Origin of the sequence: Belnapia rosea, assembly GCF_900101615.1 — a bacterium.
Taxonomy (GTDB): Bacteria; Pseudomonadota; Alphaproteobacteria; order Acetobacterales; family Acetobacteraceae; genus Belnapia; species Belnapia rosea.
In genome coordinates this window covers 32526-50900 of record NZ_FMZX01000015.1, presented here as the reverse complement: position 1 = coordinate 50900, position 18375 = coordinate 32526, and the positions used below count along the sequence as shown (strand labels likewise).

The window sequence follows — 18375 nt, the reverse complement described above, 5'->3', positions numbered from 1 at the left end:
GTGCCGCCGCAGGGCCTTGCGCAGCAGGACCGACCGGAAAGGACGGAGAACTCTATCATGCGAACCCTCTTGCCCGGTCTCCTGGCCGGAACACTGGCTCTGGCGGCGGCGGCCCACGCTCAACCGAGCGACATTACCGTTTCCTTGGCCTGGACGCGCGCGGTCGGCGCAACCGCGCCCACGGCGGTCGGCTATTTGACGTTGCGCAACCGCGGCGCCAACCCTGACCGCTTGATCAGCGCGGAGACGCCGGCGGCGCGCGCCGTTGAGATCCATGAGCAGCGGAGGGAAGAGGGGGTAATGCGCATGCGCCCACTCCCCGACGGCGTTCCCGTACCACCGGGGGAGACTGTGACGCTCGGCCCGGGCGGGACGCACTTGATGCTGGTGGGTCCGACGCGGGCCCTGGCGCGCGGCGAGCGCGTGCCGCTGACGCTGCACTTCGAGCGCGCAGGTCAAGTCCACGTCGAGCTCTCGGTTGAGGCGGCCGGCACCCGGCAGCCGGCCCATGCAGGGCACTGACGATGCTTCGCTGGATCCGCCGTGTCGCCTGGGGTTCGGTGGCCGTGCTCGGCTTCCTCGTGCTGGCGATTTCGGCAGGCTGGTTTGTCACCGACGGTCCACTCGCCGATCGGCCGGTCGCGACCGGGCCGGCGAGCCTGCCGATCGGCGGCCCCTTTCGCCTCATCGATCACCGCGGTCGCGCCGTCACCGAGGCTGATTTCCGCGGTCGGCCGATGACAGTGTTCTTTGGCTTCACCCAGTGCCCCGACGTCTGCCCGACGACACTCGGTGACATGACCGCACTCATCGAAGCGCTTGGTCCCGAGGCCGACCGGCTGCACTGGCTGTTCGTCAGTGTCGATTGGGAGCGCGACACGCCTGAGACGATGGCTGGCTATCTCGAGGCCTACGACCGGCGGATCGTCGGTCTTTCGGGCACCGAAGCGCATGTCGCGGCCGCGGCGCGGGCCTTTCGGATCTACTACCGCCGTGTGCCGCTCAAGGATGGTGGCTACACGATGGACCACTCGGCCAGCGTCTTCCTTCTCGACGCGGCGGGCCGCTTCGCGGGCACGATCGACCATCAGGAAAGCCATGCGGTGGCGCTGGAGAAGTTGCGGGGCCTCCTGACGTCGCAGTGACACTCCCCTACCGCGGGGGTGCCGGGCTGCACCATTTGTAGTGGTATGCCAAACCCTCTTGCAGAAAAGCTAAAACAGGCGTTTGAACGTTTTCTTGTGCAGCTAACGTCCGGAGAACCGCGTGTTCCGCAGTCCTCACCATCCATTTCGCGCGGGCCTCATGGCCCTTGCCGCTGCCTTTGCGTTCGATCAGGGCACCAAGTGGTGGATCGCTGAGGTAGTAATGCAGCCGCCCCAGACGATCCCGGTCGCCCCTTTCTTCAACCTGATCTTCCATCGCAACACAGGTGTGAGCTTCGGCCTTTTCGCCGGCAACGGCGAGGCAGGCCGGTGGGCGCTCGTGGCCGTCGCCCTCGCGGTTATCGCCATGCTGTGCGTGTGGATGATCCGTGCGGAGCGGGCCTGGGTCGGGATCGCTCTTGGCCTCGTCGCCGGCGGCGCGATCAGTAACGTGGTAGACCGGCTGCGGCACGGGGGCGTGACCGACTTCCTCGATTTCCATTACGCCGGCTGGCACTGGCCGAGCTTCAACCTCGCTGATGCGGCTATCTGCGTCGGTGTCGCCCTGCTGCTCCTGGACGGGTTTCTCGGGGAGCGGCGACAGGAAACGGCAGGGATTGCGGACGGGAGACAGCCTTGACGCAGTTCTTGACACCCTTTTACACAAATAATTATTTGATTATTTGAGGGTTGAATGGACGAGCCGTTACTCACCGACGAGCAGGCGCAGGAACTTGCTGAGGTGTTTCGCATGCTCGGTGACCCGAACCGGCTGCGCATCGCCTTGGCTTGCCTCGGCAATCCGCGGTGCGTCGGCGATGTCGCCGAGCGGGTTGGGCTCTCGCACGCCCTCGTCAGCCATCACCTGCGGGTACTGAAGGCGGCACGGTTTCTAACCGCCCGCAAGCGCGGCAAGCAGGTCTTTTACGTGGCGTCTGACGACCGGGTCCGCTGCGTGATCCGTGACATGGTGGGCCATGTCGCCGAGCCGGGCAGTGGGGAGCCTATGAGTGCAATTGAGGTCGAGGAGGAAGGGAGTGATGGACAGTGATCCACGCGGCCCCGCCGGCGTCGGCTGTGCAGGTGCGCGCCGGCGCTACCGGCGGATCGACCTGGTCCTACGAAGCCGCCTCGCCGTTGCGTACCCCGTCCGGCCCGCCTGCTATCTAACCCGATGGCAAAGCCCGATTTCGCCAGGGCAGTACGCCGTTCCGTCGAATTCGGCCGCGGCGTGATGGATCCGAAGATGATGCGGGGCGCTGCGACAGCATGCGCGGCTGGGTGGACGGCGACAAAGAATGACGAGCGGTCACGGCTGTATGGGTCGGCGAGGTGGCTGGGAGGACGAGGACTGGATGGAGGGCTCCATGCGCCATCGCTGCATCGACCACCCATGGCGTTTCGGCAACTGGCGAGCACCACCCGCACACACCGATCCTGACCTTGGAGCGCGGCGACTCTTACGTCCTCGGCATACTCAACGACACGTCCTGGCGGCACCCGATGCACCTGCACGGTCAAGTGCATCGGGTGCTCTCGCGGAACGGGCGGAATCGCATCGTGAGTGGCTCGACACCGTGCTGATGGCGCCGGGCGAGCGAGTCGAGATCGCCTTCGTCGCCGACGACCTAGGAGACTGGATGTTCCACTGCACGTCCTCAAGCACCAGCAGGCCGAGATGATGGCTGTGGTGCGCGTCGCGTGAGCGTGCCGGCCTCAGGCCGCGCGCATGATGTAACCGGAGTGAAAAAGGGAATGCAATGATGACGCGCGGACCGACTGTGCATGGCTTTTACGACGAGGGCACCGGAAGCGTCGCCTATGTCGTCGCGGACCCCGAGACGAGGCGGTGCGCGATCATCGATCCGGTGCTCGGCTTCGACCGCGCTTCCAGTGGCACCGACACACGTCTTGCGGACGAGATCGCCGAGTACATCCGGGCACAGGGCCTGACCGTGGAGTGGGTGCTCGATACCCACCCGCATGCCGACCACATGTCCGCCGTGGCCTACCTGGGCGACCGCTTGGGCGCGCCGACCGGCATCGGCGAGCGCGTCACTGCGGTGCAGGAGATCTGGGCGGACATCTACCACCTGCCTGAGCTTCAAGCAGAGGACCGCAGCCACTGGGATCACTTATTCGCCGAGGGTGACCGCTTCTGCATCGGCGGGCTGGAGGTTGAAGTGATCTTCTCCCCGGGTCACACGGCGGCTTCTATCACCTATCTTATCGGGGACGCCGCCTTCGTCCATGACACCCTGTTCATGCCGGACGCCGGCACGGCCCGAGCCGATTTCCCTGGCGGTGACGCGGGAGCCTTGTACCGCAGCATCCAAAAAATTCTTGCGCTTCCACCGGAGACGCGCCTCTTCACCGGCCACGACTATCGTCCTGGCGGGCGCGCGGCACGCTGGGAGTCGACCGTGGCCGAGCAGCGGGCGCGCAACATTCACCTTCGCAACGGCGGCGGCGAGGAGGAGTTCGTGCGCCTCCGCAAGGAGCGCGACCGGACGCTGCCCCTGCCAGGGCTGATGCTCGCCGCGCTGCAGGTCAATCTCCGCGGTGGCCGCCTGCCGGAGCCCGAAGCGAACGGCACCTCCTACCTCAAGCTGCCGCTGAACCGCTTTGATCCGGCGGCTGCGGAGCAGCCTTTTGACGTGGAGTAAGCCGGCTAGCGGCCAACTCTGACGCTGTCTCTGCGGCGGTCCGCCCTGACGCCGCACACGGACAGGGCGGGCTTGGCGGGGCGGCCATCCTGCGACGATGAGAGTGGGCTGGTCCTGGCACCGACTGGAGTTGAAGGGTGTTAGAAGGACTTCCTGCGGCACCGACGGTCGTCCGCTGACGCTGTGATCGTGGCAGGTCAAACGGTCTGTTGTCCCTCCCCCCCCTCTTGCAAAAACGCTGGAATGAGTGTTTGAACGTTGGAGTGTGTGTGACGCCCGGGTGCTTCACCACCTCGGTGCGCGACCGAACCACGAGGTGGTGGCCTGGGAAGGCGACGATGCTTGCGCCGTCGCCAACGATGATGCGGAAGGAGATCAGCGATGCTGCAGCTTGGCGACACCGCCCCCGACTTCGAGGCCCAGACCACCGAGGGCCCAATCCGCTTCCACGCGTGGATTGAGGGCTCTTGGGCGGTCTTGTTCAGCCACCCGAAGGATTTTACACCCGTTTGCACCACGGAGCTCGGTACCGTCGCACGACTCAAGCCAGAGTTTGATCGGCGTGGCGTGAAGGTGATCGGGCTTTCGGTCGATCCTCTTCCTGAACACAGGGCCTGGGTGGGCGACATTGCCGAGACCCAGGGACACGCACTCAACTTCCCGCTCATCGCGGATCCAGAGCGCAGGATCTCGGATCTGTACGGGATGATCCACCCGAAGGTGAGCGACACGCTGACTGTGCGGTCCGTCTACGTGATCGGGCCCGACAAGAAGCTGAAGCTGTCGCTCACCTATCCCGCGAGCACGGGCCGCAACTTTGACGAGATCCTGCGCGCGATCGACTCGCTGCAGCTTACTGCGGAGCACAGCGTCGCAACGCCAGCGGACTGGCGGCAAGGTGAGGACGTCATCATCGTGCCGTCCCTCAGTGACGACGAGGCGAAGAAGAGGTTCCCGGATGGCTGGAAGACTCTGAAGCCTTACCTACGCGTCGTTCGCCAGCCGGGAAACCGCTGACGATGCCCGCACGTCTGCGCCGCGCCCCGCTCCTCCACAGCTGGATACTGGCCGCCGCACTGGCCGTTTTGCCCACCGCCGCGCCGCGTGCCGACGATGATCGGCCGTCGCCAGAAGAGCGTGTCAGAATTGAAGCCGCGCTCCGCGGCTTGGGTTTCGTACGTTGGGGCGAGATCGAGCGCGAGAACGACGGTCGGGCCTGGGAGATCGACGACGCCCGCAACGCCGAAGGGCGGCAGTACGACCTCAAGCTGGCCGCTGACGACCTGAGAGAGCTGTGGCGGCGGGAAGACAATTGATGGCCATGGTTTCTGTGACGCGCAAAGGCGGAGACCATTTGCTGGTACGAGCGGGTCGATGTCCTAGCGGCGCCCGAGCGTACCTCTTGGAACTACCCGGCCTACGGGGCGGAGCACCTGGAACGACTCAGCTTCGTGCGGCGTGCCCGGAATCTTGGGTTCTCGCTCAACCAAGTGCGCGACCTGCTCTAACTTGCCGATAACCGGAATCGGTCATGCAAGGGCGTGGACTGCGTCGCCCAGACCACTTGGAAGAGGTTGAACGCAAAATCGTCGACCTCGAGCACTCCGACACGAACTGCGGGACCTCATCGGCCAATGCCGCAATGCCGCCACGGAACGGTGGCCGAGTGCCGCATAGTCCAGGCCCTTTCTCCCGTATGACGCGCGGCTTGCCCGGCGGCTTGGCGCCTGCGCGGAGTCTATTCAGTCAGCAGGAGAATGGAGTGAGGGTAATCGGCCGATTATGAACCTAGGCCTGAGCGCCTTTCTAACTCCGAGGGAACATTGGCGCCCTTTTGATAACGCTACAAGAACTTAACCTCACATCCATCGACGCCCCTCATCGCTCCCGCTTCATTGCCGCGCCCGTTGCCAGCCAAGCGGCCACGGGCACAGGCAAGAGCCGCACGGGGGCAGACATGGCAGACATGGAATCCGGTACATCTCAGCCGCCAGGCGACGACGCCGCGGGCGGCTCGGGACCGATCAAGAACATCATCGTCATGGTTGCCGATGGCGGTGGCTTCAACACGCTCGAGGCCACCCGCCAGTACCTGGGCGACGCACGCGGTGGTCCGGTCGGTGAGCTTGCCGTTGACGGGGATGGGTTCGTCGAGGTGGCGCAATCGGTCTACCCGCTCGACACACGCAGCGAGCCGCTCCCGGCCCCTGCCGGTCTCCTCCAGAACCCAGCGACCGTCTACTCCCCGGAGCAGAACTACGACTTCACCCCCGTCGAGGGGGAGAACGCCGACGGCTTCACGCGCGGCTTCGATGGATACGATTGGAACCGGGGCACGGCGCCGGATTCTGCGAACACGATGACCTCGATGATGACCGGGGTGAAGACCTACAACAACGCGGTCAACGTAGACGGCGCCGGTGACCCGCTACTCACCCTGGCCGAGGTCGCCAACGCCGAAGGCAAGGCGACCGGCGTAGTCTCCACTGTCCAGTTCAGCGACGCGACGCCCGCCGCGGGCGGCGGGGCGCACAACGTCGCGCGGTCCAACCGCACCGAGATCGCTGAGGAGATGTTCAAGGCTGGGGTCCTCGACGTCATCGGCGGCACCGGCAACCCGGACTACGACGACGACGGTCAGCCAGTTGCCGAGGCCCGCTATGACTGGGTCGGCGAGGATGTCTGGACGGCCCTCAAGGACGGCACCTTCCGGTCGGACGACGGCTCCTCCTGGGAGCTTCTGCAGGACCGCGCCGACATCCAGGCGGCTGGGTCGGGCGACCCGACGGACGATCGGTTGGCGATGATCGCCCAGGCGTTCACCGGCACCAACTTCTACCGCGCGGACGGCGACCCTGAGAACGAAAAGCCGTATGACGTTCCCCGCCTGGAGAGCTCGCCGACGCTGACCGAACTGTCGCAGGCGGCGCTCAACAAGCTCGGCACCGATGACGACGGCTTCTATCTCACCATCGAGGGCGGCGGCGTGGACCGGGCGATGCACGGCAACAACTTCGGCCGGATGATCGAGGAGTACGTCGATTTCGACGCCGCCGTAAAGTCGACCATCGATTGGGTCAACTCCGAGGAGAGCGCGGCGACGTTCGAGGACACGCTGCTCATCGTCACCGCCGACCACGACCACCTGCTGTTTGGGCCGGAGGGCGAGACCATCCCCTACCAGCGCGTCCAGGAGGACCGCGACGGCGACGGGGTGCCGGAATACCAGTGGTTCGGCGACAGCCACTCGAACCAGCTCGTGCCGCTCTATGCCTTCGGCGCCGGCGCGGAGGGTGTTGCCGCTCTTGCTGATCAGAAGGACGCCGTCCTCGACGCCGACGGCAACCGGGTTGCGGGCAGCGGCCGTGACTACACCGACCAGGCCGAGCTCGGCGCTTACCTGCTGGACCAGGTCGGCGAGGACGGGTCTGACGAGCCGGTCGCGCCGCAGGAGCCGGTGGACTGGAACGCCCTCGCGGCTCAGGTCCTCGCCAACTACGAGGCCACCGGGAACTGGTATCTCTGACCACTGAACCGGGATGCTTGGCGGTCGCCGACCGCCAGGCACTCAGGGCCTCCGCCGGCTCAGGCAGTTGGCGCTCACTTGGGCCTGACACCGGTGTCACTTGAAGGTGGACACCCTCTACCTTACCATTCGGTCACGTAGGTGGAGGTCAGTCGACTTGGACCGCAGGTTGTTGCTCGCTGGCGGCTTGGCGCCGATCCTGCTCTGGGCCGCGAGTGTGCGCGCCCAGGGCTCTGGGCACGGGCACGCGCATAGCGGAAACGAGGTGAAGATCGGCCACCACGAGGTCGAGCTCACGGTTCGTGGTACCGAGGCCACCCTGTTGGTCAGGGACGAGCGGGATCAGCCTGTCGATGCGGCCTCCTTCAGCGCGACCGCCGTCGTGCTGGCTCGTGGCAATGAGCGCCGCACGCTTGAGTTCCGCCCGGCGGGTGCCAACCGAATGGTGGCGCCGGTGGACTTCCCCTTCGATGGCAAGTTCCGAGCGACCGTGACCCTGCGCGGCCCCGGCGGCGACCTTGGGACCGGCCGCTTCAACGTCGACCCGGTGCGCTGAGGCGGGCCGACCATGAACCTGGGCACGAGCAGGATGGGGCTGGCGAAGGGGCAGGCGGTCATCGCCCGCCTTCTCGCCGTCGCCTTCCTGCTCGCGTCCCTGCTGGTGCCATTTGCTGCCGACGCCGTTCCCTCCGGCGCCGAACCGGTGACGGTGGCCGCGTCGACCGCCGCGAACCAGGATGGTGGTCTAGGCACGCCGTCGCGCCCGCACGGCATCCTTCACTCGGGCGCCCACTGCGCCTGCCAATTGGCGGACCACCTAGCACCACCGCTGGCCGTCGCACCCACCGCCTTCATCATCGTGGGCCACCCGGCTTACACGACACGCACCCGCGCCTCGCTTGAGGCGCCGCCGCCCGCACGCCCACCGCGGGCCTGACCGAAGCAGAGCCGTCATAGCCACCGCGCCCCGGGACAGACCAGGGACGGTGGCTCGCCTCGTGTTCAGTCAGTCCCGGGTGCCATGCCGATTCAATTCCGTTCCCGATTTCCGCTCGCCTTGGTGGGCGCGGCGATCCTCGCCACGACCGCCACTCCGTCCGGCGCGGCCGACCCTCCGGCACGCCACCGGGTGGCGCAGGCGGGCCCCGACCGGGTGGCGTCGCCTTCCACAGCGGCGGGCACCGCGCTCCTGGTGACCTCGCCCGAGCAGGCGGTCGCGCTCGCTCTGGCGCGCGCGCCCATCCTGCGCAGCGCGGAGGCCGGAAGGCAGGTGGCGCAGGGCGACCGGGTGACAGCCGGGCTACGCCCGAACCCGGACTTCTCCTTCAACGCTGAGAACATCGGCGGCAGCGGTTCCTATGGTGGGATCCGTTCCCTCGAGACCACCTACAGCCTGTCCCAGCGCATCGAGACCGGCGGCAAGCGGCAGGCGCGCATGACGGCCGCGGACCGTGCCGTGGCGTTGACCAGCCTCGATGTCGAGGCTGTGCGCCTGGACTTGGCGCGTGAGGTGGTCCGGGCCTTGGCCGAGGCGGTGGCGTCTGGCCGAGCGGTGGAGATCGCCCGCGAGCGGGTGCGCCTGGCCGACGAGGTGCTGCGCGCGACCCGTGCCAGGGTCGAGGCTGGGCGCGAGGCGTTCCCGCAGCAGCGCCGCGCCGAGGTTGCGCGGGAGACTGCCGCGGTCTTCGCCGAGCGCTCGCAGCGGGAGGCGGGATCGGCACTTCGCACCCTCTCGGTGCTTCTGGCGACGCCGGGGGTCGACGTCATGGCCGCCCGGGCGACTTGGTTCGACGACCTCGGCCCGCGCCCCGCGCCCACCCGTGCGGCGGCCCTGCCTCCAGGGCAACTCGACCGCACCCGGCTGGACGCGCTCATCGACCAGCGTCGCGCCGAGCTGGACCTGCAGCGCCGCAACGCCATCCCGGACGTCGCTGTAGGTGGTGGCGTCCGGCGGTTCCGGGAAGCGAGCGGGGACACCGCCTTCGTCCTCGGGCTCAGCGTGCCGCTGCCCATCTTCGACAGGAACCAGGGCAACATCCTCCGCGCCGGTGCCGAGCTGAACCGGGCCGAGGCGGAGGCCGAGCGCGGTCGGCTTTACCTCGACGCCTCCCTCGCCGACGCCGAGCGGCGCCTGGACCAGGCGTGGCGCGCTGCCGACAGCCTTCGCCGCGTCGTCCTGCCCGCCGCCGGGGAGGCGGCCGCCTCGGCGCGGGAGGGCTACGCCGGGGGCAAGTTCTCGCTGCTTGAGGTGCTCGACGCCCAGCGCGCCCTGTCCGACGCCCGCGAACAGCTCAACGCCGCCCTGCTCGAGGTGCAGCAGGTCCGCGCCGACATCGCCCGGCTGCGCGGCCGCGCGGCCACCCCAGCTTCTACCCCCGCCGCCGCAACGAGGCAGTGACCATGAAATCCATCCTCACCTTCATCGCGGGTGCCGTGATCGCCCTCGGCGGCGCCGTGCTGATGCCCGGCGTGCCCACCACCTTGCGGTCCAGTCTCGGGCTCGCTCCTCCGGTGCAGGCGGTCGGCCCGGCCGAGGGAGCGGAGCCCGCGAGCGGCAAGGGCCACGCCCACGGTCCGGGGGAGGATCACGGCGACGAGGCCCCCGAGGGCGCCGTCCGCATGAGCGAGGAGCAGATCGCCAGTGCCAGAATCGAGGTGGCGGAGGCAGGCCCCGGCTCCGTGGCGCGACGGGTTTCACTGCCGGGGACCGTGGCCGCCAACGCCGAGCGATTGGCCCATGTCCCCGCCCGGGTGGCGGGTATCGTCACCGCCCTAAACCGGCGCCTTGGCGACACGGTCGCGGCGGGCGAGGTGATGGCGGTGGTCGAGAGTGCCGAGATCGCCACCGCGAAGGGGGAGTACCTGGCCGCGTTGCGCACCACCGAACTCGCCCGCGTCACCTACGAGCGCGAGCAGCGGCTGTGGCACCGCCGGATCTCCGCCGAGCAGGACTTCCTCAAGGCGCGGACCGACTGGCAGGAGGCGCAGATCCGCCTCGATCTTGCCCGCCAGAAGCTGGCCGCCATCGGCCTCGGCGGGGCCGAGATCGAGGCCCTGCCGCGCCAGCCCATCGAGGCACTCAGGCGCCAGGAGGTTCACGCCCCCATCGGGGGACGGATCACCGCCCGGCCCAAGATGCTCGGCGACGCGGTATCGGCCGAAGCCGAGGTCTACACGCTCGCCGACCTGTCCACCGTCTGGGTGGAGATGGCGGTGCCACCGGCCGACCTTTCCTTCGTGAAAGAGGGCATGCCGGTCCGCATCCGAGGCGAGGGCGAGATGCGCGGTGAAGGCCGCATCGTCTTTCTCAGCCCAGTGCTGGACCCGGAGACGCGTTCGGCCCGCGCCGTGGTCGAGCTGCCGAACCCGGAGGGCGCCTTCCGGCCCGGCGGCTTCGCCACCGCCGAGGTCGCCAGCGAGGAGCAGCGTGTCGATGTGCTGGTACCCCGCGGCGCCGTGCAGGAGATTGAGGGCGAGACCGTCGTCTTCGTGCGCACGCCCGAGGGCTTCGAGAAGCGCGAGGTAGTGCTCGGTCGCGGCGACCAGGAGGGCGTCGAGGTGGTGTTCGGCCTCGATCCAGGCGAGCGCTACGCCGCCGCCAACACCTTCGTCCTCAAGGCCGAGCTCGGGAAGTCCGAAGCCGAGCATTCGCACTAGGGCCGCCGGATCATGATCGCACGCATCCTCGACTTCTCGGTCCACCAGCGCTGGCTCGTGGTCCTGCTGGTGGCCGCCGCCGCGGCATTCGGCCTGCGTTCGCTGCAGTCGCTTCCCATCGACGCGGTGCCCGACATCACGAACAACCAGGTGCAGATCAACACGCTGGCGCCGGCCCTCTCGCCCATCGAGGTGGAGAAGCAGGTGACCTTCCCGGTGGAGACGGCGCTGGCGGGCATCCGCGGCTTGCAATCCACCCGCTCGCTGTCGCGCAACGGCTTCAGCCAGGTCGTCGCCATCTTCCGCGACGAGGTGGACATCTACTACGCGCGCCAGCAGGTGCTGGAGCGGCTGACTGAGGCGCGTGAGCTGCTGCCACCCGGTGCCGAGCCGCGCATGGGTCCGATCTCGACCGGCCTCGGTGAGGTCTACATGTGGACCGTGGACTGGGCGCCCCGGAAGGAGGGCGACACCGTGCGCGACGGCAGGCCGGGCTGGCAGGCGGACGGGAGCTACCTGACTCCCGAGGGACAGCGCCTCGCCACGGAGCTGGAGCGCACGGCCTACCTCCGCACCCTGCAGGACTGGGTCATCCGGCCGCAGCTCCGGAACGTGCCAGGCGTCGCGGGCGTGGACGCCATCGGCGGCTTCGTGAAGCAGTACCACGTCCAGCCCGATCCGGCCCGGCTCATCGGCCTCGGGCTGTCCTTCGCCGACGTGGCGGAGGCGCTGGAGCGCAACAACGCGAGCCGCGGCGCGGGCTACCTCGAGCGCGGTGGCGAGGGCTACGTCGTCCGCTCCGGCGGGCGCCTGGAAACCCTGGACGACATCGGCAACGTGGTGGTGGCGACCCGCGAGGGCGTGCCTGTGCGGGTGCGCGACATCGCCCGGGTGGAGGTCGGCAGGGAGTTGCGGACCGGCAGTGCCAGCGCGGATGGGAAGGAGGCGGTGGTCGGCACCGCGCTGATGCTGATCGGCGAGAACAGCCGCACCGTCGCCGCCGCGGTGGATGCCAAGGTCCGCGAGATTGCCCGCACCCTGCCGCCCGGGGTTCAGCTTCGCACCGTGCTGAACCGCACCGAACTGGTCGACGCGACCATCCACACGGTGGCCAAGAACCTCGCCGAGGGCGCGCTGCTGGTCGTGGTGGTGCTGTTCCTGCTGCTCGGCAACCTGCGGGCGGCGGTGGTCACCGCGCTCGTCATTCCGGTGACCATGCTGCTGACCGCCACCGGCATGCTGGAGGGCGGCATCAGCGCCAACCTGATGAGCCTCGGCGCCCTCGACTTCGGCCTCATCGTGGACGGCGCCGTCATCATCGCCGAGAACAGCCTGCGCCACCTGGCGGGGCGGCAGCACGCCCTTGGACGCGGCTTGTCCTTGGAGGAGCGCCTCCGGACGGTGGCCGCCTCAGCGCGGGAGATGATCCGGCCATCGGTGTTTGGCCAAGGAATCATCATTCTCGTCTACGTCCCATTGCTCACCTTCCAGGGCGTCGAGGGCAAGATGTTCGCGCCCATGGCGTTGACCGTCATCATCGCCCTGGCGGTGGCCTTCGTCCTCTCGCTCACCTTCGTCCCCGCCATGGTCGCGCTTGTCGTCACCGGCAAGGTGCAGGAGAAGGACAACTGGCTCGTCCGCGCCCTCAAGCGCGGCTACGGCCCGGCGCTGCGCCTCGCCCTGAGGCGGCCGGTGCCAGTCATCGGCGCATCGGCGTTGCTGTTCGTCGGCTCACTCTTCCTCGGCTCGCGGCTCGGCTCGGAGTTCATCCCGCAGCTCGACGAGGGCAACATCGCCATGCACGCGCTGCGCATCCCCTCGACCGCCCTGACCCAGTCGCAGGCGATGCAGCTCCAGGTCGAGGACACCGTCTCCCGCTTCCCGGAGGTCTCGGTCGTCTTTTCGAAGACCGGCACGGCCGAGGTGGCGGCTGACCCGATGCCGGTCAACGTCTCCGATGCCTTCATCATCCTGAAGCCGCGCGACCAGTGGCCCGACCCGGCGTTGCCTAAGGAGGAGCTGGTGCGGCGCATTGAGGAAGCCGTGGGGCGTCTGCCCGGCAACAACTACGAGTTCACCCAACCCATCCAGATGCGGTTCAACGAATTGCTGGCGGGCACGCGCGGCGATTTGGCGGTGAAGGTGTTCGGCGAGGAGTTCGGGCCGATGCTCGCGGCCGCCAACCAGGTCGCGGGCATCCTGCGTGGCGTCGCGGGCGCCGAGGACGTTCGGGTCGAGCAGGCAACCGGGCTGCCCTTCCTCGAGATCACCGTGGACAAGGGCGAGATCGCGCGGCGCGGCCTCAGCTTGAGCGCTGTGCAGGAGGTCATCGGCACCGCCATCGGAGGCCGCGAGGCCGGTTGGGTCTTCGAGGGCGACCGCCGCTTTGCCATCGTCGTCCGGGTACCGGAGGCGGTGCGCGCCGACTTCGAGGCCCTGCGCAACCTGCCGGTGGCCCTGCCCGGGGAGGCCCGCGCGGGTGGTGCCGTCACGGTGCCGCTCCGGAGCCTCGCCTCCTTTCGCCTGACTGAGGGTCCGAACCAAGTCAGCCGCGAGAACGGCAGGCGCCGCGTGGTGGTTACCGCCAACGTCCGTGGGCGCGACATCGCCTCCGTGGTGGCCGAGGCGCAGGCGCGGGTGGAGCGCGAGGTCCGGCCGCCGCCCGGTTACTTCGTCACCTGGGGCGGGCAGTTCGAGAACCTCGATGCGGCGCGCACCCGCCTGATGGTGGTGGTGCCCGGGGTCTTCTTCCTGATTTTCCTGCTGCTCTACACGGCGCTCGGATCGCCGCGGGACGCTCTGCTGGTGTTCAGCGCGGTGCCCCTGGCGCTGACCGGCGGCATCGCCTCCCTTTGGTTGCGCGACATGCCGCTGTCGGTTTCGGCCGCGGTCGGCTTCATCGCGCTCTCGGGCGTTGCGGTGCTGAACGGCTTGGTCATGCTGAGCCACATCAAGCAACTGCGCGGCGAGGGGCTGGGGCGAGACGAGGCCATCCGGCAGGGGGCGATGGACCGGCTACGGCCGGTGGCGATGACCGCGCTCGTCGCCTCGCTCGGCTTCGTGCCAATGGCGATCGCCACTGGGGCGGGCGCCGAGGTCCAGAAGCCGATCGCCACGGTAGTCATCGGTGGCCTCGTGACCGCGACGCTGCTTACCTTAATGGTGTTGCCCGCGCTCTACGCGCGCTTCGGAAGCGCCGACGCACTTCCGGAACACCCGGGGCTACGACCCGTGCCGGAGCCCGAGGTTGCCGCGCGTGCAGGCCGTCCCGCCCCGGCCAGGTAGATAGGAGCGTCGAAGCGCTGCCGAGCGCCTTGGCCGCCTCAAGCATTCGCGGCGTCAGTGGCGGTGGCCGCCGCCGTGATGGCGCCCGCCGTGGTGGCCGTGCCCACCACGGTGGTGATGCCCGCCGTGTTGGTGGTGTCCGCCGTGGTGGTGATGCCGCGGCGCCGCGTGGTGGTGGTGCCCGCCGCCCCACCCGCCGCCCCAGTAGCGCGGAGCGACCGCGTATGGTGCCGGGCCGTAAGCTTGGTAAGCGGGCGCCGCCCCGTAATGGAGGGGTTGGGCGCAGGCTGGAATTGCGGCCAGCAGAGCCAGTGCGACGATGACGTTGAACCGGCGCATGAGGGTTTTCTCCCATTCTGATGCCCAGAACATGGAAGGCCGGTGTGTCGCGTTCGAGGCGGCCCGTCGACGTCATTGAGGCAATGCGCTGTGGATCCTATTCGTTTTCTCCTCAACCGAGGCGCAGCGGCAGTATAACTACAGATTTAGGGGAGGAGGTCTGCTGGAGGGCTACCGCGCAGGCGACCTTTCTCGGCGGTGGCCCGGGTCGGGCGTGCTACCCATCCGACCTGACCATAGAGCCGACATCAATTAGCCATATGCATGCTCCGTCCGACGAGCTTGAGCGCCCGCTCACCTGATGGGGTGGATGCCCCCTGCTCCGCGGCATCGAGGTGCCATAGCGTGGTTGATGCTGAGCCTGACCACGAGGGAGAGGAGGCATCCATGGACGCAGTTTTCTCATAGTGGATGGCGATCGCGCGCCATTCTTTCAGCCGTGTCCAAAGGTTCTCGACCAGGCGATGGTTGGCGTAGATCCAGTCCGGGCAAGCGACCTCTGCATCGGTGCGCCGAGGCGGGATCGCAGGCCGCGCGCCCATGGCCCAAATGCGCTCGCGGAAGGCGTCGGAGGCAAAGCCGCGGTCGCCGACGACCCAGGTAGGCACGTCCGGCAGGCAGCCGAGCAGGCCCGATGCCATGGGTAGCTCGTGAGCCTGACCAGGTGCGAGCGCGAAGGCAACGGCTCGGCCGCGGCCATCAGCGATCACGCAGGTCTTTGTCCCATAGCCGCCGCGAAAGCGGCCAAGCGCCTCGCGCACATCTCGCTCCTGGCTATTCGTAGGCAGGCTAGTTGGTCACCCTGTGTTGCTGGTGTGGAGTATGGTGCCGGCGGTCTGTACTGGCTTGAATGGCAAGGTGAATGCCCCGGAGCGGTGGTGGGGCATAGCCCTGACCCCACCCTTAGGCTAGCGACACTGTGAGCCCCTTCCGTGCACCAAACTCCCCTCGCGCGTGCGCGCGCGTTTCGTGCGCGCGACCTCGTCCGCAATGCGCTCCATCTCATCGAGGTGCCGCTCGACCGCTCGCCGGTGGTCGTCCGGTCTAGTGGTGACGCGCTACCGCGCAAGCGGGGGCAGGCGGCGTAAGCTCCGTCGCTGTCAGATCAATATTTAGAATCGAGATGGAAATGATTTTTCACTCCAAGAACCATCGTTTTCATTCATTGTAGCAGTAAGAATGGTGTCGCCATCGGTCCGCACGTTTACCAAGCCGTAGACTAGCCCGGCGACCACGTGAGCTTGCGATAGGCGCTTCCGCTTCGTTCTCGGGCGCAAATCTCCCGGCTTAGTTTCGGTGAATTCGACCACAACCTTATGCAGATCGGCGGTCTCGATCCGCATGGGTCCATTCTCGTCCACGAGCCCCCGGTCGATCTCAAGTGCGCCCGGCCTGCCAAGCGACACCGAGCGTGCGAGCTCCGTCGAGTAAACAAGAGGCGTAATAATTTCGTCGCCGTCGACAGTGAGGTGCCCTGCGGCGCCGCTCGCGGCGACAATCTGAGGCCTCGGGTGGTCATGCCCCTCAGCGTCGCCGGAACTGATAACCGTCGCCGACGCGGCCATCGCTTGGAGAAAGGCAAACGATACGTCTTCGCTCCCATGGTGACAGGCCTTGGCGACGTCGCATTGGAACTCGAGGCGACGCCCCGCATATGCTTTGAGGAGCAGCCGTTGGCTGTCCTTGTTCAGGTCGCCAGTCAGGAGGATGCGCGCGCGCCCGTAGTCTAGCCGGAGTAGGATACTATTGCCGTTCGCCGTCCTCGACTCCGCGCCGAGCCTCGGGAGGCCCGGTCGCCCCCGGAGGTTGGACTCGATCGGTCCGAGGACTGCGATGGCCGGGCCGTCGCCCCGAGGCGCGAAGCCGGGCAGATGCTTACTGAGATGGCTCAGCCGCGCAATCGGTGTCGGTCGCCCAGTCTTCTGTCTCGCTGATATAGCAACCTTTTCGATGAAATCGCCCCAAGTGCCCTGGAGGCGATGCCGTCCGTCCGGGTCGAGGGCGGCCATCGCAGATCGGCGGTCTTCTAAGAGCTGCACGTAGTAGGTGTCACCATCCTCCTTGATCGTCTCGCCGAGCGTTCGCCGCCCTGTATCTGGATCGACCCACCAGGAGATCCCAGCGTGGTAAAAGGCTTCGACGTTGATGCTTTTAGCATCCAGTTCGGCCTCCTGCGCCGCGTCCAGGAGGTCAGCCAGCCCGCCGTAGTGGTCGAGGTCGTTATGCGACGCGATCATGGCGTCGAGCTCGATGCGGTCCGAGCCGTAGTCCTCGAAGAATTTCCAATCGACGAAATCCGCCGCGCTTTTACCCGTGTTTTGCATCTGGCGGGGATGTCCACCATCGATCATGATGTGTCGGAAATCCGGAGTCTTAATCAGCACTCCGTCGCCCTGGCCCACGTCAATGAAGTAGACTTCGAGGAGTGATTTGCCGCCGTTGAGCGCGCTCTCCTCCACCCAGCCACTCCGGCCCCGCGACCGCACTGGCACGCGCCCGTTGCGCGCCTGACCCGTGAGCCGCACGCCGTCCCCCCAGAGCAGAAAGCCAGCCGTGGTCCGGCCAGAGGACTCTGCGAAGAGGCGCGCCGAATGCACGCCGACGAAAGCATCGAAACGCGGATCGAACATAGCTGACCTCCCTCGGGGCAGCACGCTGAGCCCGTAGCCCGTAGCCCGTAGCCCGTAGCCCGCAGTCAAGTGGGAGACGTGCGCAGACACAATATTGACGCGGAACCTTCCTAGGGGCCAGCTACGCCGCATTACTTAGAGCCAATGCTCCGCCTAAGTGTGGTTTCGTACACTAACGAGACGCTGAAGGCAGAGGATCGCAAACTGAGGCTGGAAAACCATTGCATGCAGATGGTGACAACGTCGGTGCGGTAATGCTGGTGCATTGGCCGAGCAGCTGCGCCAATCCGGCTGGCGCGCTTCGCTCCGCTGAGGAATAGCGTTAGCTGTGCCGTGTGGTTGACTGAGCTCCTCCATTGCTCATGATCTGCCAAACGGGTGACCCTGTTTATCGGTATTGAGCGTCTGCGTGACGAACTTCACCAGGAACGCTTTCATCGAGCCGTTGGCAGCCTGCGCGAACACGGCGCCATCCTGCCAAACGCCGCTGTTGTTATACCATTGCAGCTTTTGCCGATAGTTCGGCTCGCCCGGCTCTGGTAGAGGATCGCCCTGGTTCATGTGCACGTCGTGTATGCCGTTCCCGTCTGTAAACGGCGCGCCGAAGACGAAAACCCTCTCAGCATTCACAAGGAACGCCTCAAGCGCATCGAGCGCACTGCCGCCGACGTTCTGCTGCCATACCGGCCGCTGCCCAATGTCCGTAGGCCGGGAGTGTAGGTTGGTCGAGTCCATCGACGCTTCGGGTGGGGGTCTGTGAATCGGGCTCCGAACATAATCGATTGCACCGGACGAGTCCGATCGCGCGAGCTCGTGGTATCCCTCCGGCAACGGGTCTATTCTGCGGGACATCAGCCAATCGAGGTGTGGCACCTCGCTGTACTCAATAGCACCGTTGGGCTCCTTCACGTCAACAGCGCAGCGGAACAGCGCCTGCATCCCCTGCGGCAGCGGGGCACGTACGAAAACGTGCCCGTGGAAATAGCTGCCGTAGCGGTTTTCTGGATCGCGCTCAAAGTGGTCGAACCGGCCGACGAGCACCCCGTAGTTCGGCAAGGACATGGCTTCGAACTCCAAAAGCGAGACGCGCGATGCGACAGCTGTTCTAAGCCGCTTCAGCACCGTTT

The 18375-nt window shown here is 67.1% G+C and carries 17 protein-coding genes and 2 pseudogenes; 16 read left to right on the top strand and 3 right to left on the bottom strand.

Going from position 1 to position 18375, the window contains the following annotated elements; all coding sequences use genetic code 11:
• Positions 1–57: 57 nt before the first annotated feature.
• The 16 genes and pseudogenes from BLR02_RS20260 (at position 58) to BLR02_RS29645 (ending at position 14639) form a co-directional block, all read left to right on the top strand.
• Complete coding sequence (locus tag BLR02_RS20260) at positions 58–522, top strand: copper chaperone PCu(A)C (protein WP_090664478.1); 465 nt, start codon at positions 58–60, stop codon at positions 520–522.
• A gap of 2 nt (positions 523–524) precedes the next feature.
• Positions 525–1145: an SCO family protein gene (locus tag BLR02_RS20255; protein WP_176849704.1), complete on the top strand. Its 621-nt coding sequence runs from the start codon at positions 525–527 to the stop codon at positions 1143–1145.
• A 160-nt stretch (positions 1146–1305) separates the two neighbouring features.
• Entirely contained in the window at positions 1306–1785 is a 480-nt protein-coding gene (gene lspA, locus BLR02_RS20250; protein WP_090664477.1) for a signal peptidase II, read from the top strand.
• 54 nt (positions 1786–1839) lie between these two features.
• Positions 1840–2196, top strand: coding sequence for an ArsR/SmtB family transcription factor (locus BLR02_RS20245; RefSeq protein WP_090664430.1), 357 nt, complete (start codon positions 1840–1842; stop codon positions 2194–2196).
• 281 nt (positions 2197–2477) lie between these two features.
• Positions 2478–2827 (top strand): annotated as a pseudogene (locus BLR02_RS31100) (multicopper oxidase domain-containing protein).
• A gap of 81 nt (positions 2828–2908) precedes the next feature.
• Positions 2909–3811: an MBL fold metallo-hydrolase gene (locus BLR02_RS20235; protein ID WP_090664476.1), complete on the top strand. Its 903-nt coding sequence runs from the start codon at positions 2909–2911 to the stop codon at positions 3809–3811.
• 381 nt (positions 3812–4192) lie between these two features.
• Entirely contained in the window at positions 4193–4828 is a 636-nt protein-coding gene (locus tag BLR02_RS20230) for a peroxiredoxin (protein WP_090664429.1), read from the top strand.
• Between the two features lie 2 nt (positions 4829–4830).
• Positions 4831–5127: a PepSY domain-containing protein gene (locus tag BLR02_RS20225; protein WP_090664428.1), complete on the top strand. Its 297-nt coding sequence runs from the start codon at positions 4831–4833 to the stop codon at positions 5125–5127.
• A 36-nt stretch (positions 5128–5163) separates the two neighbouring features.
• A complete protein-coding gene (locus tag BLR02_RS31240) occupies positions 5164–5319 on the top strand; it encodes a MerR family DNA-binding protein (RefSeq protein WP_245704877.1) in 156 nt (51 codons plus the stop codon).
• A 449-nt stretch (positions 5320–5768) separates the two neighbouring features.
• The gene (locus BLR02_RS20215) at positions 5769–7337 is read left to right on the top strand and encodes an alkaline phosphatase (RefSeq protein ID WP_218128007.1); all 1569 of its coding nucleotides are present in this window, start codon (positions 5769–5771) and stop codon (positions 7335–7337) included.
• Positions 7338–7524: 187 nt separating this feature from the next.
• Complete coding sequence (locus tag BLR02_RS20210; protein ID WP_176849703.1) at positions 7525–7893, top strand: hypothetical protein; 369 nt, start codon at positions 7525–7527, stop codon at positions 7891–7893.
• Positions 7894–7905: 12 nt separating this feature from the next.
• Positions 7906–8274 carry a hypothetical protein gene (locus tag BLR02_RS20205; protein WP_090664425.1) on the top strand — a complete coding sequence of 123 codons (369 nt, stop codon included), beginning with the start codon at positions 7906–7908 and terminating at the stop codon, positions 8272–8274.
• Between the two features lie 84 nt (positions 8275–8358).
• Positions 8359–9735 (top strand): TolC family protein, encoded by a 1377-nt coding sequence (locus tag BLR02_RS20200; RefSeq protein ID WP_090664424.1) that lies wholly within the window; start codon positions 8359–8361, stop codon positions 9733–9735.
• Positions 9736–9737: 2 nt separating this feature from the next.
• The gene (locus tag BLR02_RS20195) at positions 9738–10994 is read left to right on the top strand and encodes an efflux RND transporter periplasmic adaptor subunit (RefSeq protein ID WP_090664423.1); all 1257 of its coding nucleotides are present in this window, start codon (positions 9738–9740) and stop codon (positions 10992–10994) included.
• 12 nt (positions 10995–11006) lie between these two features.
• Entirely contained in the window at positions 11007–14279 is a 3273-nt protein-coding gene (locus BLR02_RS20190) for an efflux RND transporter permease subunit (RefSeq protein ID WP_090664422.1), read from the top strand.
• Positions 14280–14336: 57 nt separating this feature from the next.
• Positions 14337–14639: a hypothetical protein gene (locus BLR02_RS29645; protein ID WP_218128006.1), complete on the top strand. Its 303-nt coding sequence runs from the start codon at positions 14337–14339 to the stop codon at positions 14637–14639.
• Between the two features lie 371 nt (positions 14640–15010).
• On the opposite strand, the pseudogene BLR02_RS20180 reads toward BLR02_RS29645, so the two are convergent.
• From BLR02_RS20180 to BLR02_RS20170, 3 genes and pseudogenes are all read right to left on the bottom strand, one after another.
• Positions 15011–15397, bottom strand: a pseudogene (locus BLR02_RS20180) (transposase); the annotation flags it as partial.
• A 333-nt stretch (positions 15398–15730) separates the two neighbouring features.
• Entirely contained in the window at positions 15731–17248 is a 1518-nt protein-coding gene (locus BLR02_RS20175; protein WP_090664420.1) for a ComEC/Rec2 family competence protein, read from the bottom strand.
• Between the two features lie 360 nt (positions 17249–17608).
• Entirely contained in the window at positions 17609–18370 is a 762-nt protein-coding gene (locus BLR02_RS20170; RefSeq protein WP_218128004.1) for a DUF2278 family protein, read from the bottom strand.
• Between the last annotated feature and the right edge of the window lie 5 nt (positions 18371–18375).